Annotated in this window: 12 protein-coding genes and 1 tRNA gene; 4 read left to right on the forward strand and 9 right to left on the reverse strand. The window is 70.4% G+C overall.

Going from position 1 to position 14,170, the window contains the following annotated elements:
* Window position 1: 1 nt before the first annotated feature.
* Window positions 2-1,525, forward strand: coding sequence for a tripartite tricarboxylate transporter permease (locus KZX17_RS00105; RefSeq protein ID WP_248171623.1), 1,524 nt, complete (start codon window positions 2-4; stop codon window positions 1,523-1,525).
* Window positions 1,526-1,586: 61 nt separating this feature from the next.
* Here KZX17_RS00105 and KZX17_RS00110 read toward each other — a convergent pair whose 3' ends face one another.
* The 9 genes from KZX17_RS00110 to KZX17_RS00150 form a co-directional block, all read right to left on the reverse strand.
* Window positions 1,587-2,483: an SDR family oxidoreductase gene (locus KZX17_RS00110; protein ID WP_248171622.1), complete on the reverse strand. Its 897-nt coding sequence runs from the start codon at window positions 2,481-2,483 to the stop codon at window positions 1,587-1,589.
* Between the two features lie 40 nt (window positions 2,484-2,523).
* Window positions 2,524-4,338 carry a glycoside hydrolase family 15 protein gene (locus KZX17_RS00115; protein WP_248171621.1) on the reverse strand — a complete coding sequence of 605 codons (1,815 nt, stop codon included), beginning with the start codon at window positions 4,336-4,338 and terminating at the stop codon, window positions 2,524-2,526.
* A gap of 73 nt (window positions 4,339-4,411) precedes the next feature.
* The gene (locus tag KZX17_RS00120; protein WP_248171620.1) at window positions 4,412-5,923 is read right to left on the reverse strand and encodes a SulP family inorganic anion transporter; all 1,512 of its coding nucleotides are present in this window, start codon (window positions 5,921-5,923) and stop codon (window positions 4,412-4,414) included.
* A 61-nt stretch (window positions 5,924-5,984) separates the two neighbouring features.
* Entirely contained in the window at window positions 5,985-7,172 is a 1,188-nt protein-coding gene (locus tag KZX17_RS00125; protein WP_248171619.1) for a glycosyltransferase, read from the reverse strand.
* A gap of 85 nt (window positions 7,173-7,257) precedes the next feature.
* A complete protein-coding gene (locus KZX17_RS00130; RefSeq protein ID WP_248171618.1) occupies window positions 7,258-7,944 on the reverse strand; it encodes a DUF2510 domain-containing protein in 687 nt (228 codons plus the stop codon).
* The gene (locus KZX17_RS00135) at window positions 7,941-8,525 is read right to left on the reverse strand and encodes an isochorismatase family protein (protein ID WP_248171617.1); all 585 of its coding nucleotides are present in this window, start codon (window positions 8,523-8,525) and stop codon (window positions 7,941-7,943) included. Before KZX17_RS00135 ends, KZX17_RS00130 begins: the two co-directional genes overlap by 4 nt.
* Window positions 8,522-10,750, reverse strand: a complete 2,229-nt coding sequence (locus tag KZX17_RS00140) for an efflux RND transporter permease subunit (protein WP_248171616.1) — start codon at window positions 10,748-10,750, stop codon at window positions 8,522-8,524. Before KZX17_RS00140 ends, KZX17_RS00135 begins: the two co-directional genes overlap by 4 nt.
* A gap of 56 nt (window positions 10,751-10,806) precedes the next feature.
* Window positions 10,807-11,193, reverse strand: coding sequence for a hypothetical protein (locus KZX17_RS00145; RefSeq protein WP_248171615.1), 387 nt, complete (start codon window positions 11,191-11,193; stop codon window positions 10,807-10,809).
* Between the two features lie 17 nt (window positions 11,194-11,210).
* A tRNA-Thr gene (locus KZX17_RS00150) sits at window positions 11,211-11,286 on the reverse strand.
* Between the two features lie 221 nt (window positions 11,287-11,507).
* Here KZX17_RS00150 and KZX17_RS00155 point away from each other — a divergent pair.
* The 3 genes from KZX17_RS00155 to KZX17_RS00165 all read left to right on the forward strand — a co-directional run bounded on the left by KZX17_RS00155 (window position 11,508) and on the right by KZX17_RS00165 (window position 14,164).
* A complete protein-coding gene (locus KZX17_RS00155) occupies window positions 11,508-12,410 on the forward strand; it encodes a MetQ/NlpA family ABC transporter substrate-binding protein (RefSeq protein WP_248171614.1) in 903 nt (300 codons plus the stop codon).
* A 64-nt stretch (window positions 12,411-12,474) separates the two neighbouring features.
* Window positions 12,475-13,512 (forward strand): methionine ABC transporter ATP-binding protein, encoded by a 1,038-nt coding sequence (locus tag KZX17_RS00160; RefSeq protein ID WP_248171613.1) that lies wholly within the window; start codon window positions 12,475-12,477, stop codon window positions 13,510-13,512.
* Window positions 13,505-14,164, forward strand: a complete 660-nt coding sequence (locus KZX17_RS00165) for an ABC transporter permease subunit (protein ID WP_248171612.1) — start codon at window positions 13,505-13,507, stop codon at window positions 14,162-14,164. The genes KZX17_RS00160 and KZX17_RS00165 overlap by 8 nt, the downstream gene beginning before the upstream one ends.
* Window positions 14,165-14,170: the final 6 nt, after the last annotated feature.

Raw genomic sequence — 14,170 nt, forward strand, 5'->3', positions numbered from 1 at the left:
CATGGATGTCCTGACACTGCTCGGCGAGGGCTTCGCCGGCGCGCTCACCCCCGCGAACCTCCTCTGGGTGCTGATCGGATGCCTCCTCGGCACCGCCGTCGGCGTGCTCCCCGGTCTCGGATCGTCGATGGCCGTCGCGCTCCTGCTGCCCATCACCTTCTCGCTCGACCCGACGGCCGCGTTCATCATGTTCGCCGGCGTCTACTTCGGGGGCCTGTTCGGCGACTCGACGATGGGCATCCTGATGAACACGCCGGGCCAGGCATCCGCCATCGCCTCGACGTTCGAGGGGCACAAGATGGCGCTGAACGGCCGCGCCGCACAGGCGCTCGCCACCGCCGCCATCGGCGCGTTCATCGGCGGCATGGTGGCCTCGATCGTCGTGGTGTTCGTGGCCCCCGCCCTCGCGGACTTCTCGAGCCGGTTCGGTCCCGCGGAGTTCTTCGCCCTCGCGGTCTTCGCGTTCGCCGCCACGTCGTCGGTCGTCGCCGACAGTGCGATCAAGGGCCTGACATCGCTGTTCATCGGCCTCGGCATCGCGGTCATCGGCGTCGACGGCGTCTCGGGTGCACCGCGCTTCACGATGGACTCCCCGAACCTGTTCGACGGCATCTCGCTCGTCACCGTCACCGTCGCGATCCTCGCGCTCGGCGAGGTCATCTACGTCGCGTGCCTCGAGCGTCACATGACCGACAAGGCGCTCATCAGACCGACGGGACGCCCGTGGCTCAGCCGTCGCGAGCTGAAGGAGGCGGCGCCCGCGTGGCTCCGGGGCACCGCGATCGGCCTCCCCTTCGGCGTCGTCCCCGCCGGTGGCTCCGAGATCCCGACCTTCCTCGCCTACGGCCTCGAGAAGCGTCTCGACCAGCGCCGCAGGAACCCCATGTTCGGCAAGGGCGCCATCCGCGGTCTCGCCGCCCCCGAGGCGGCGGGCAACTCCACCACCGGCATGGCGATGGGCGCCCTCCTGGCCCTCGGGCTGCCGGTCTCGGCCACGGCGGCGATCATGCTCGCCGCCTTCCGGCAGTACGGTCTGCAGCCGGGACCGCTGCTGTTCGACCGCGCACCCGACCTCGTCTGGTCGCTGCTGGCGAGCTTCTTCATCGCGATGGTGGTGCTCCTCATCCTGAACCTGCCGTTCGCGATGCTGTGGGCGAAGCTGCTGCTCATCCCCCGCCCCTACCTCTACGCCGGCATCACGATGTTCTGCGGGCTCGGCATCTACGCCACGTCGGGCTCGACCTTCGATCTGGTGATGCTCCTCGGCATCGGACTGCTCGGCTTCCTGATGCGGGCGCTCGACTTCCCCCTCGCGCCCCTCATCATCGGCATGGTCCTCGGGCCCCTGGCCGAGACGAGCCTGCGGGATGCCGCGATGAGCGCCAACGGCGACTTCTCGGTGCTCGTGCAGGGACCGATCTCGATCACCCTGTACGCGCTGCTCGCGATCGTGCTGGTGTTCTCGGTCCGCGGCAAGGTCGTCGCACGGAAGCGGGCGAAGGCAGCCGAGCTCATCGACGCCTGACGCCCAGCGGACGAACGAGGGCCCCGACGCGCGATGCGCCGGGGCCCTCGTCATGCGGACATCACGGCGTCGGCATGCCGCCGTTCACGTTGAGGGTCTCGCCGATGACGTAACTCGACTCCGCCGAGGCGAGGAAGACGTATGCCGGTGCGAGCTCGGCGGGCTGGCCCATGCGTCCGAGCGGCGTCTCCTCGCCGAACGACGCGATCTTCTCCTGGGGCTGGCCGTCGGAGACCTGCAGCGGCGTCCAGATGGGCCCGGGGGCGACCGCGTTCACCCGGATGCCCTTCGGCGCGAGCTGCTGGGCGAGCGCCTTCGTGAAGGCGTTGATGGTCGCCTTGGTCGACGCGTAGTCGACGAGCGTCTCGGACGGCGAGTACGCCTGGATCGACGTGGTGTTGATGATCGTCGCGCCGGCGGGAAGGTGCGGCAGGGCCGCCTTCGTGATCCAGAACATCGCGTCGACGTTCGTGGTGAAGGTGTCGTCGAACTGCTGGTCGTCGAGGGTCGTGAGGTCCTCGTTGAAGATCTGCTTGCCGCCGTTGTTCACGAGGATGTCGAGGCCGCCCAGGCCCTCGACGGTCTTCGCGACGAGCTCGACGCAGTAGTCCTTCTGGCGCAGGTCGCCCGGCAGGGTGAGGACGGTGGCACCGGCCTCCCGCAGAATGCCGGCGATGCGCTCGGCGTCCTCCGCCTCTTCGGGCAGGTACGACAGTGCGACGTCCGCACCCTCGCGGGCGAAGGCGATCGCGGTCGCCGCGCCGATGCCCGAGTCACCGCCGGTGATGAGGGCCTTCCGCCCCGTGAGACGCCCGGTGCCGCGGTAGGACGCTTCGCCCAGGTCCGCCTTGGGTGCGAGGTCGGCGTCGAGGCCGGGCTCGTCCTGGTGCCCCTTCCGGGGCTCGATGTCGGCGTACAGCTCCGCGGGGTTCGTGAACGTGTACTGGTCGCGTGACATGGTGTCTCCTCGGTCTCGTGGATGTGGTGCCGGAGTGCGGTCACGAACGGTCGGCGTCGTCGCCGACCAGCTCGCGGATGGTGAGGGCCGCGCGGATGAGCGCGAGGTGGCTGAGTGCCTGCGGAAGGTTGCCGAGGAAGGCGCCGTCCTCGGGGTCGATCATCTCGGCGAACATCCCGACGTCGTTGCCCGCCTCGACGAGCTCGTTCATCGCGGCGATCCCCTCGTCGTGCCGGCCGACGCACACGAGGGCGGCCGCCCGCCAGAACCCGCAGGCGACGAAGGTCGCCTCCTCGTCGCGCATCCCGGTGTAGCGGTAGAGGTGGGGCCCCTCGCCGAGCTCGCCGCTCAGCGCGTCGATCGTCCGAGACATCCGCTCGCCGCGGTCGAAACCGCTGAGCGAGTGGAGCAGGACGGATGCGTCGAGGTCTCGGCTCCCCTGCGCCATGACGTACGCCCCGCGGGACTCCGACCAACCGTGCTCGTCGACCCAGTCGCGCACCATCTCGGCCTCGGCCGCCCAGCGCTCGCTGCTGCCGGGGATCTGACCGATCTCGGACAGGTGCACCGCATCTCGGAGCGCCTGCCAGCACCCCATCTTCGACGACGTGTAGTGCCGTTCCTCGGGGAGCTCCCACATCCCCGAGTCGGGGTTCCGCCATTCGTCGCACACCTTGTCGGCGTACATCGACAGCATGCGGGCGGTCTGGACGTCGAGGGCGTTCCCGGCGTCGACGTACGCACGGCAGATGGCGAAGAGGTCGCCGTAGACCCCGAGCTGCAGCTGCTCATGGGCGGGGTTGCCCGTGACGACCGGGCCGATCCCCCGCCAGCCGGGGACGTCGTAGAAGCGCACATCGCCGTCGAGCTCGCCGTCGAGCGTGTACATGACGTGCAGCTCGGGTCCGTGACGCCGGATGGTCCGCAGCATCCACGACATCGCCGCGTGCGTCTCCTCGCGCAGGCCGAAGCCGATGAGCGCCTCGAGCGTGTAGGCGAGGTCGCGGATCCACGCGAGGCGGTAGTCCCAGTTCTTGCCGCCGGACAGGCTCTCGGGCAGCGAGGTCGTCGCGGCGGCCGCGATCGACCCGGTAGGGCTGTGGATGAGGAGCTTCAGCATCAGCGCGCTGCGCTGCACGTGCGTCGCCCAGGGGCCCTCGTACGAGAACTCTCGCGACCATGCGCGCCACGCCTCGATCGTCCGGTCGATGCCCCGGTCGACGTTCTCGGGGACCGGGAAGTGTATCGGCTCGTCGTGCGTGCCGACGACGATCAACAGGTGCTTGCTGCCCCTCGACGTCGTGAAGCGGCCCGACAGCCCCGGCCCCTCGACGTCGCCCTTGCCTGCGGAATCCGGACCGTAGTCGAGTCCCGTCACCCCGATGGTCGTGAGTCCCGAGCGGAGGATGCTGTGGCCGTTGCCCTCGTCGTGCCACGGCGCCGCGGTCTTCAGCGAGGTGCCGGGCTGCACCCGCCACCGGAACGCGACCTCACCCTCGATCCCCTCGACGCGTCGGGCGAGCTCGGCCCACGGCAGGCGGCCGGCGACACCCGTGACGAGGGCGTCGGTGATCGTCGCCTGGCCGGTGTCGGTCAGGAAGGTCGTGACCAGCACGTTGGTGCGCGCGAGGTAGCGGCGGCGCACCCGGTACTCGCCGACGGGCTCGAGCTCGATGCAGCCGCCGGCGTCGTCGTCGAGGAGGCGCCCGAAGATGGGCAGGTCGTCGATGCCGGGCAGCGGCATCCAATCGATCTGTCCTCGCAGGCCCACCAGGGCCACGGTGCGCCCGTCCCCGATCGGTGCGTAGCTGCGCAGATCCTGGCCGGGGCCGGGTTCGGCGTTCGTCGAGGGCATGCGGCGAGTCTTGCCGCTGCGCCCGCACGGTGCCCGCCGGTTGACAGCCCGCGCGGGATGTGTGACGCGCGGACTACGCTCCCGAGCCGAGCCCGCCCGAGAGCCGTCCGTGGAAGTCGCTCGTCTCGGCGTTCATACCCGTGAAGCGCACCCGCTTGCCGAGCCGCGCGTACTTCGCCTCGATCGCATCGAGCGCGGCGACGGTCGAGGCATCCCACACGTGGGAGCGGGAGAAGTCCACGACGACCTCATCGGGGTCGCGGCTGTAGTCGAACTGCGTCGTCAGGTCGTTGCTCGAGGCGAAGAACAGCTCGCCGTCGACCGTGTAGCGCGCCGTCTCGCCGTCGACCCGGCGGGTCACGCGCGTCAGATGGGCGACCCGTCGGGCGAACAGCACCATGGCCGCGACGACGCCGACCCCGACGCCGATCGCGAGGTTGTGCGTCCACACGGTCGCGACGACGGTCAGCACCATGACGGCCGTCTCGCTGCGCGGCATCCGCCGCAGCGTCGCGAACCGGATGCTGTGCCAGTCGAACGTGGCGATGCAGACGACCACCATCACCGCGACGAGTGCCGCCATCGGGATGACCGCCACGACGTCACCGAACACCAGCACGAGGACGAGGAGGAAGGTGCCCGCAAGGAAGGTCGAGATGCGCGTCCGCGCGCCGGACGCCTTCACGTTGATCATCGTCTGGCCGATCATGGCGCAGCCGCCCATGCCGCCGAACATGCCCGACAGCACGTTCGCGGCGCCCTGTCCCCACGCCTCGCGGGTCTTGCGCGAGTGGGTGTCGGTGATGTCGTCGACGAGCTTCGCCGTCATCAGCGACTCGAGCAGCCCGACGACGGCCATCGCCGCCGCGTACGGGAGGATGATGCCCAGCGTCTCGCCCGTGAGCGGCACCTGCGGGATGAACAGCGACGGCAGGCTCTCGGGCAGGGCGCCCTGATCGCCGACCGTCGGGACGGAGATCCCCAGCAGGAGCGCGGCCGCGGTGACGACGACGATCGTCACGAGCGGCGCCGGGACGACCTTCGTCAGTCGCGGCATGAGGAACAGGATGAGCAGGCCCGCGGCGGTCAGCGGGTAGACCGCCCACGGCACGCCGATCAGATGCGGCACCTGTGCGATGAAGATGAGGATCGCGAGCGCGTTCACGAAGCCGACCATGACGCTGCGCGGGATGAACCGCATGAGCTTCGCGACGCCGAGGACGGCGAAGACGACCTGCAGGATGCCGGCGAGGATGACCGTCGCGATGAAGTAGTCGATGCCGTGCTCGCGGGCCACCGGGGCGATCACGAGCGCGACCGCACCGGTCGCCGCCGTGATCATGGCGGGGCGCCCACCGAGGAACGAGATCGCGACCGCCATGACGAACGACGAGAAGAGCCCGAGCCGCGGGTCGACGCCCGCGATGATCGAGAACGCGATCGCCTCGGGGATGAGAGCGATCGCGACGACGAGCCCAGCGAGCACCTCGCGGGTCAGCAGCCGCGGACTCCGCAGGGCCTGCAGCACGGTCGGCTCGATACGGTAGCGGGCGGCATCGTCCCGCGCGGGGGTGACGGCGGTCATGGGGCTCCTCGGCGCGCTGCCCCGGACGGGCAGACCCTCCAGGGTACGCCGCCGTCGCACGTCACGCCGCGGCTGCCACCCGCTGCGCCAATCCGTCGATCGCGGACCGGTACGCGTCGAGCATCCGGTCCGCTCCCATCCGCGGCCGCGCGGCGAGTGCGGCGGCACGGTAGTCCGGCCGTCGGGCGATCACCTTCGCCCACGCCGAGGCGATCGCCTGCGCGTCGCGCGGAGTGACCAGCCCGATGCCCGCCACCACCTGCGCCGAGTCCCCCACATCCGTCGTCACAGGCGTCGCACCACTCGCCGCGCCCTCGATGAGACACAGCGGCGACGCCTCACCGAAAGCGCTCGTGAGTGCCACGATGTCGGCTGCTCGGTAGACGTGCGGCATGTCGTCCCGGATGCCGAGCAGGTGGAGGCGGTCGGCGGGTGCCCCCGCGTCCGCGATGGCCGACTGCAGCGCCGGGTTCTCCGGGACCATCCCCGCACCGCACAGGATGTACCGGGTGCGGCCGTCGTGGGCGGCGTGGGCGGCGACGGCTCGCAGGAACAGCCCGGGATCCTTCATCGCGTCGAAGCGCGCGGCGAAGAGGATCACCGGCGCGGACGGGGCGATCCCGAGGCGGGTGCGCAGCGGCATCCGCTCGTGCGGTTTGGGGCGGAAGCGCGCGAGGTCGATCCCGTTGGGGATCACCAGGCGTTCCGTGAACGGAGGCGTGAACCGCGCATAGGCGTCGCTGGTCGATTCGGCGCACGCGATCGTCGAAGAGAGCCGGCCGGATGCCGCCAGCTCGCCCAGCCAGCGCATTGCGGGTCCGGAGTGGGTCGGATCCGATCGGTGCAGACAGACGGCGACGGGGACGTCCGGCAGCATCCCCCGTCGCACCAACGCCAAGATCAGGCCGAGCGGCTGCTCCTTCAGGGTGAGGACGACGTCCGTCCGCGCGATGGCGGCGGCGGCCACCTCGAGCTCGACGTCGGTGTAGCTCTCCGGCTCCGGCGCGACCGCCCCCGCTTCACGTCCGAGCGTCGACACCTCGACGCCCGCCTCGCGCAGCCACCGGTGGCGGGAGTCGTCCGTCATCTCCTGGACGGTCCCCTCGCGGCGGGCGCGCGAGGCGATCGAGAGCACGGAGTGCTCGTGGGACCCGTCGAGATGCAGCGACGTCACGACGCTGCTGTGGAGCACGCGGGCTCCCCCGGCGAAGAGCCCTTCGTACAGCGAGAGCACACGAGGTCGGATCATTCCCCCATGCTCGGGCTCCGTCGCCGGGGCGCGATGAACCGCAGATGTCCATCCTGTGAAGATCAGCCCGGGGCCGCGGGCACGGTCAGTGCGCGGTCGTGACCGCCAGCCACAGGGACTCGAAGAACCACACGACCCAGACGGACGCCACGGCCACGCCCACGACCGTGGCGACGAGCCAGCCCCAGAGCGGTGCGAGCCCGCGACCGGTGCGCCCGTGCACGACGATGCTGCGGCCGACGACGTACACACCGAGGGTCGCGACGAACGCGAGGACCGACCAGCCCCAGGCGAACGGCGCCTCGACCCCCCGGCGTCGGAGTGACCGGTGGTCGAGCCACGAGAAGACGATCGACGCTGCGACGACGCACACGTTCAGCAGGGCGAGGAGGACGAGCCCTGCTGATGCCCAGCCCGAGACACCGGGATCGTACGACGGGCCCACCGCGAGGTACCCGACGAAGCGAGCCGTCGTGATCGGGTCGAACAGCGACCCCGTGAAGAACGGCAGCGTCGAGAAGACGATCGCCAGCCAGATCCAGACGGTCCCCGTCCCCAGCCGGTCCCGGTTCCGCGGAGGTCGCCACGGCGTCTTCGAAGGACGAACCGAGGGCTCAGGGGCGGATGCCGGCGGGGCGGGCGCGGCTGCCGGCGCAGCATCCTCGGCGACGGGCGCGACCGTGCCCTCCGCCCAGTCCGTCCCGTCCCACCAGCGCAGCTGCCCGGGCACCCCGGGGTCGGCGTACCAGCCCGCCGGGGCCTGCGGGCTCACCGACCGCTCTCGGACGACACGAGCGCTGCGCCGGCGTGCGCCATCTCGGCCAGCGCGGCGTCGCTCGGCTCCGGCGCGACCCCCGCGATCAGGTCGGTGAGCACCCGGACGCGGCGGCCGTGGGCGATGGCGTCGAGCGCCGACGCGCGGACGCAGTGGTCGGTCGCGATCCCGGTGACGTCGACCTCGACCACCCCGTGGGCGGTGAGCAGCTCGGCGACGGTCTCACCGGCATCCGTCGTCCCCTCGAAGAGCGAGTAGGCGGGCCGCCCCTGCCCCTTCTTGACGTGGTGCGTGACGGCCGAGGTGTCGAGCCCCGGGTCGTACGCCGCTCCGTCGGATCCCGCGACGCAGTGCACGGGCCACGAGTCCACGAAATCGGGCGACGGCGAGAAGTGCCCGCCGTTGTCACCGTCGGCGTCGTGCCAGTCACGCGACGCGATGACGAGGTCGTAGTCGCCGGCGTGGGCGGCGAGGTGGCGGCTGATCGCGGCCGCGACAGCGTCGCCGCCGTCCACGCCGAGGGCACCGCCCTCGGTGAAGTCGTTCTGGACGTCGACGATGAACAGCGCTCGCGTCATGCGTCGAGCGTACGACGGTACTCCGCTCTGGTCATACCACCGGCATCCCCCTGCGCGTCCTCGTCCTCGACGTGCGCGAGCTTCGACGGCCACCAGATCGCGCGCCCGATGTCGTACGCGAGCGCCGGGACGAGCAGCGAGCGCACGATGAAGGTGTCCAGCAGCACGCCGAACGCGACGATGAACGCCAGCTGGACCAGGAACAGGATCTGGATGACGCCGAGCGCGGCGAACGTGGCGGCGAGCACGAGACCGGCCGAGGTGATGACGCCGCCGGTGGCGACGAGCCCGCGAAGGATGCCACGCCTCGTTCCATGGCGCAGCGACTCCTCGCGCACCCGCGACATCAGGAAGATGTTGTAGTCGATGCCGAGCGCCACGAGGAAGACGAACCCGTAGAGGGGCACGGCCGGGTCGCCGCCGGGGAACCCGAAGACGCCGTCGAAGACGAGGGCGCTGACTCCGAGGGCTGCGGCGAAGGACACGATGACGCTGAGGATCAGGAGCACCGGGGCGAGGATCGAGCGGAGCAGGAGCATCAGGATCAGCAGGACCACGACGAGGATCACCGGGATGATGACCGTGCGGTCGCGGATCGAGGTGTCGTTGGTGTCGAGGTCGACGGCGGTCGTGCCACCGACGATCGCGCCGGTGGTCCCCTCGGCAAGCGTCGCGCGCAGGTCGCGGACGGTTTGCTCGGCCTCGAGCGAGTCCGCCGCGTCGGTCAGCGTCGCGACGAGCATGACGTCGCCGCCGTCCACGGTCGGCTCGGGGGCCGCCGTTCCCGGCGGGCCCGCGGCGGTGAGCACCAGCTCGCCGTCCTTCGCCGCGACTCCCGCCTGACCGGCGGGGGTGTCGTCGGCGATGACGCCCACGCCGTCGACGCCCGGCTGGTCCTGCAGGACGGTCGCGGTGTCGGCCGCCCGGTCCTCGGCCACGATGACGTAGAGCGGGCTCCCGGAACCTGCGGCGAAGTGCTCGGCGAGCACGGCCTGTCCGTCGCGCGCCTGCGACTCGCCGAGGACGAGCTCGCTGGCCGGTACGCCGTCCGCCTTCAGCTGCGTGACGCCGACCGCCGCGACGAGGAGCACGACGGTGGAGAGAATCCAGACGACGCGCGCGCGTCGCGCGACGAACCGCGCCAGACGCGCCCAGACCCCCTTCGTCGGCTGGGTCAGGTCGGCGGGGAGTTCCACCATGCCGGTCTTCGGGATGAACGGCCAGAACGCGGCCCGGCCGGTCAGCGCGAGGAGCGCCGGGAGGAAGGTGAGGGCCGAGAGCATCGCGAACGCGATGCCGATGGAGGCGATGGGGCCGAGTGCCCGGTTGCTCGCGAGATCGCTCAGCAGCAGGCACAGCAGACCCGCGATCACCGTACCGCCCGACGCGAGGATGGGCTCGACCGCCCCCCTCCAGGCCGTCGTCACCGCGTCCCAGCGGGCGCGACCCTCGCCGATCGCCTCTCGGAACCGTGCGACGTAGAGGAGCGCGTAGTCGGTGGCCGCGCCGATCACCAGGATGAAGAGGATGCCTTGGACCTGGCCGTTCAGCACGACGATCTGGGCCTTCGCGAGCCACCAGACCGTGAGCAGCGCGACGCACAGCGCGAACACCGAGGTCAGCAGGACGAGCAGCGGCAGCAGGGGCGACCGGTAGACGACCACGAGGATCACGAACACCGCACCGAGCGCGACGAGCAGCAGCAGCCCGTCGATGCCGGTGAAGCCGGTGGCCAGATCCGCGGTGAACCCGGCGGGGCCGGTCACCCAGCCCTCGAGGCCCGGCGGCGCATCCGCCTCGACGATCTCGCGGAGCTCGGCGACGACGTCGTTCACCTCGCCCGTCGCGTCGATCGAGACGACGATCTGCGCGGCCTCCCCGTCCTCCGACGGGATGGCGGGCGACACCTCGAGCACGCCGGGAAGGTCGGCTGCGGCATCCGCCACGTCCCGCACCCCCGTCAGCTGATCGGCGTCCAGGTCGCCACCGGCGTCGAAGACCACGAGCGCCGGGATCGCGTCGCCCCCGGTGAAATCGTCCAGCCGCTCCTGCACCTGGGTCGACTCGGCGCTCTGCGGCAGGAAGCTCGACTGGTCGTTCGTCGAGACCTCTTCGACCTTGCCGAAGTACGGGCCGCCGATGGTGCCGCCGGCGAGCCAGATGACGACGAGGACGATCGGGAGTGCGATGCGCAACCAGCGCGACGGAGCCGGAGTCGAGGACATATGGCTAGCTTATCTAGTTATTCGCTTTTTCAGCAAAACCACACGGCCGGAGTCGGTCATCTGAAGAAGAAGGCGATGATGGATGCCGCCGATGCGACGACCCCCAGCGCGAGACCGGCGGCGGCGAGCCCGATCAACAGTTTGAGGTGCGGCGGTCGCCGGGTCAGCCGCATCCTGTCGTGCCAGCCGTGGCGATACCAGATGTCGGCCCTGTGGTCGGCGCCGAAGTGCTCGCGCTCGTGCTCCGACAGTGCGACGGAGTTGACCTCGCGGTCGCCGTCCACCCAGCGGGCGGTCGCGCCGTCGTCGTCGAGGTATGCCTCGGCAGGGAGCCAGGTCCCGTCGGCGGCCCAGACGGCGACCGCAGCGATCCCGAATGCGACGGCGGCGCCGAAGCCCACCCACGTGAAGATCTCGAGAATCGCATCCAGGGTCTGTGTCACCCGTGTGTCCTCTGTTCTGGAGCCACCTAAGGGAATCGAACCCTTGACCTATTCATTACGAGTGAATCGCTCTGCCGTCTGAGCTAAGGTGGCGCGCTTCGCTCGCGCGTTGCACGATCATCGATCCTACAGGGTCGAAGGGGATGCTGCGAACGCGCCCCGTCTCCGCGGACCGTGTCAAGGTGTTACGGCCGATACGACATCCTGCGGACGAGTACGTACGGTGGTCGAGGCACCGCGAAGAGGCGAGCGCGGTTCCGCCCGTGCTCTGCGCGTATCGCGCCGCGGTGTCTCCCACCCACAAGGAGAGCACCATGTCCCGTACGTCCTTCGCCGCGGCCGCCCTGGCCCTTCCCCTCGTCGTGCTGCTCGGCGCGTGCGCCTCGCCCGGTTCGAGCGCCGAGCCCAACGACGGCAGCAGCGCTGACGCGCCTGTCCGGATCGGCGTCGTCGGCGCCGGCGACCCGTACTGGGGCGAGTACGAGAAGGCCGCCGAGGCCGAGGGCATCGACGTCGAGATCGTCGACTTCACCGAATACACGCAGCCGAACCCCGCGCTCACCGCCGGGGAGCTGGACCTCAACCAGTTCCAGCACATCATCTACCTGGCCACCTACAACCAGCAGAGCGGCGAGGACCTCGTGCCGATCGGCTCGACGGCGATCTACCCGCTGGGCCTCTACTCGTCGAAGTACGCGTCGCCCGACGAGATCCCCGCCGGCGAGACCGTCGCCGTCCCCAACGACGACTCCAACCAGGCCCGCGCACTCCTCGTGCTGCAGTCAGCCGGTCTCGTCGAGCTCGCCGACGGCGGATCGGCGTTCTCGACCACCGCCGACGTGTTGGACAGCTCGAAGGTGCGGGTCGAGGCGGTCGACGCCGCGTTCACGGCGACCTCGCTGCCCGACGTCGCGGCATCCGTCGTGAACAACGACTTCCTCGATGAGGCGGACCTCACTGCCGACGACGCGATCGCGACCGACGACCCTGAGGACCCGAACGCCCTGCCGTACGTCAACATCTTCGCCGCCCGCGCCGACGACGCAGAGAACCCGACGTTCCAGAAGCTCGTGGAGATCTATCAGAACACCCAGTCCGTGCAGGACGGTGTGAAGGATGCCTCCGGCGGCACCGCCCTGCTGGTGCAGACGCCCGCTGAGGACCTACTGGCCTCGCTGAAGGACGTCGAAGAGGGCATCGCCGCGCAGAACGGCTGACATCGTTTCCGCGGTGCGGCCTGTCGATCCGACGGGCCGCACCGCGTTCGTTCGGGAGGACCACATGAGCTTCATCCGCCTGAGAGGCGTCACCAAGACGTATCCGCCGACCGCGAAGGGCGGCTCCCCCGTCCGGGCCGTCGATGACGTGTCCCTCGACATCGAGGCCGGATCCATCACCGGCATCATCGGGTACTCCGGCGCCGGCAAGTCGACGGTGCTGCGGCTCGTCAACGCCCTGGAGCTGCCGACGCGGGGGTCGGTCGAGGTCGACGGCCGCGACATCACACGACTGCGCGAGCGGGAGCTGCGCGCCCTCCGCGGCGACATCGGCATGATCTTCCAGCAGTTCAACCTCTTCGAGTCGCGGACGGTCGCCGGCAACATCGCCTACCCCCTCGAAGTCGCCGGCAGGCCGCGCGCCGAGATCCGGACGAGGGTCGAGGAGCTCCTCGCGTTCGTGGGTCTGGCCGGCAAGGCGCAGAGTTTCCCCGAGCAGCTCTCCGGCGGCCAGAAGCAGCGGGTGGGGATCGCCCGCGCGCTCGCCACGGAGCCGCGGATCCTGCTGGCCGACGAGGCCACCAGCGCGCTCGACCCCGAGACGACGCAGGAGGTGCTGACCCTGCTGCGGCGAGTGAACGCCGAGCTCGGCATCACCATCCTCGTCATCACCCACGAGATGGACGTGGTCCGCTCCATCGCCGACCGCGTTGTCGTCATGGAGGACGGCCGCGTCATCGAGGACGGTCCCGTCTTCGACATCCTGTCGTCGCCGCAGCACGCCGCGACGCGCCGCTTCGTGTCGAGCATCATCGAGGAGGTGCCGGCGGGCGGGCGGCTCGACGCGCTGCGCACACGGCATCCCGGACGCATCGTGACCTTCACCATCCGCGACGGCGACGCAGCCCAGTCGGAGGTGTTCGCCGCCATCGCCGGGGCGGGGGTGCGGTTCGAGCTCATCGCCGGGGGGATCAACGACATCGGCGGTCGGACCTTCGGCCATCTCACCCTGTCACTGACCGGTGAGCCGGGTGCGGTCGACCGCGCCGTCGCCGCCGCCCGTGTGCACGCCGACCTGATCGAGGAGGACGCCCGTGGATAGGCTCATCGACCTGCTGCCGGAGCTCTGGGCGGCGACGGCCGAGACCCTGTACGTCGTCACCTTCGCGCTCATCATCGGCGGCGCCATCGGGCTGCTGCTGGGACTCGCCCTCTACGCGACCCGCGCGGGCAGCCTGTTCCCCAACCGGGCCGTCTTCGCCGTGTTGAACGTCGTCGTGAACTTCTTCCGTCCGATCCCGTTCGTGATCCTGATCGGCGCGACGCAGCCGCTGGCACGCGCCTTCGGCATCCGCGGCATCGGTCCGGAGTTCGCCGTCTTCGCCATCAGCATCGCGTCGCTGTTCGCCATCAGCCGCATCGTCGAGCAGAACTTGCTGACGGTGAAACCGGGCGTCATCGAGGCCGCGCGCGCGGCGGGAGCCAGTCGCAGCCGCATCCTCTTCCGCCTCGTTCCTCGCGAGGCGCTCGCACCGCTCATCCTGGGCTACACGTTCATCGTCGTCGCGCTCGTCGACATGACCGCGATCGCCGGAGCCGTTGCCGCCGGCGGCCTGGGCGAGTTCGCGATCGTGTTCGGCTTCCGTCAGTCGAATGAGTGGGTGACGTGGGCGGCGGTGCTGATCATCGTGGTGGTGGTGCAGGCGGTCCAGTTCCTCGGCAACGGCCTGGCGCGGCGGATCCTTCGCCGCTGACGTTGC

Origin of the sequence: Microbacterium sp. EYE_78 (assembly GCF_023149035.1) — a bacterium.
Classification (GTDB): Bacteria; Actinomycetota; Actinomycetes; order Actinomycetales; family Microbacteriaceae; genus Microbacterium.

Coding starts and splice junctions, on each gene's coding strand:
- KZX17_RS00105 (WP_248171623.1), top strand. CDS start 2: ATGGATGTCCTGACACTGCTCGGCGAGGGCTTCGCCGGCGCGCTCACC.
- KZX17_RS00110 (WP_248171622.1), bottom strand. CDS start 2,483: ATGTCACGCGACCAGTACACGTTCACGAACCCCGCGGAGCTGTACGCC.
- KZX17_RS00115 (WP_248171621.1), bottom strand. CDS start 4,338: ATGCCCTCGACGAACGCCGAACCCGGCCCCGGCCAGGATCTGCGCAGC.
- KZX17_RS00120 (WP_248171620.1), bottom strand. CDS start 5,923: ATGACCGCCGTCACCCCCGCGCGGGACGATGCCGCCCGCTACCGTATC.
- KZX17_RS00125 (WP_248171619.1), bottom strand. CDS start 7,172: ATGATCCGACCTCGTGTGCTCTCGCTGTACGAAGGGCTCTTCGCCGGG.
- KZX17_RS00135 (WP_248171617.1), bottom strand. CDS start 8,525: ATGACGCGAGCGCTGTTCATCGTCGACGTCCAGAACGACTTCACCGAG.
- KZX17_RS00140 (WP_248171616.1), bottom strand. CDS start 10,750: ATGTCCTCGACTCCGGCTCCGTCGCGCTGGTTGCGCATCGCACTCCCG.
- KZX17_RS00155 (WP_248171614.1), top strand. CDS start 11,508: ATGTCCCGTACGTCCTTCGCCGCGGCCGCCCTGGCCCTTCCCCTCGTC.
- KZX17_RS00160 (WP_248171613.1), top strand. CDS start 12,475: ATGAGCTTCATCCGCCTGAGAGGCGTCACCAAGACGTATCCGCCGACC.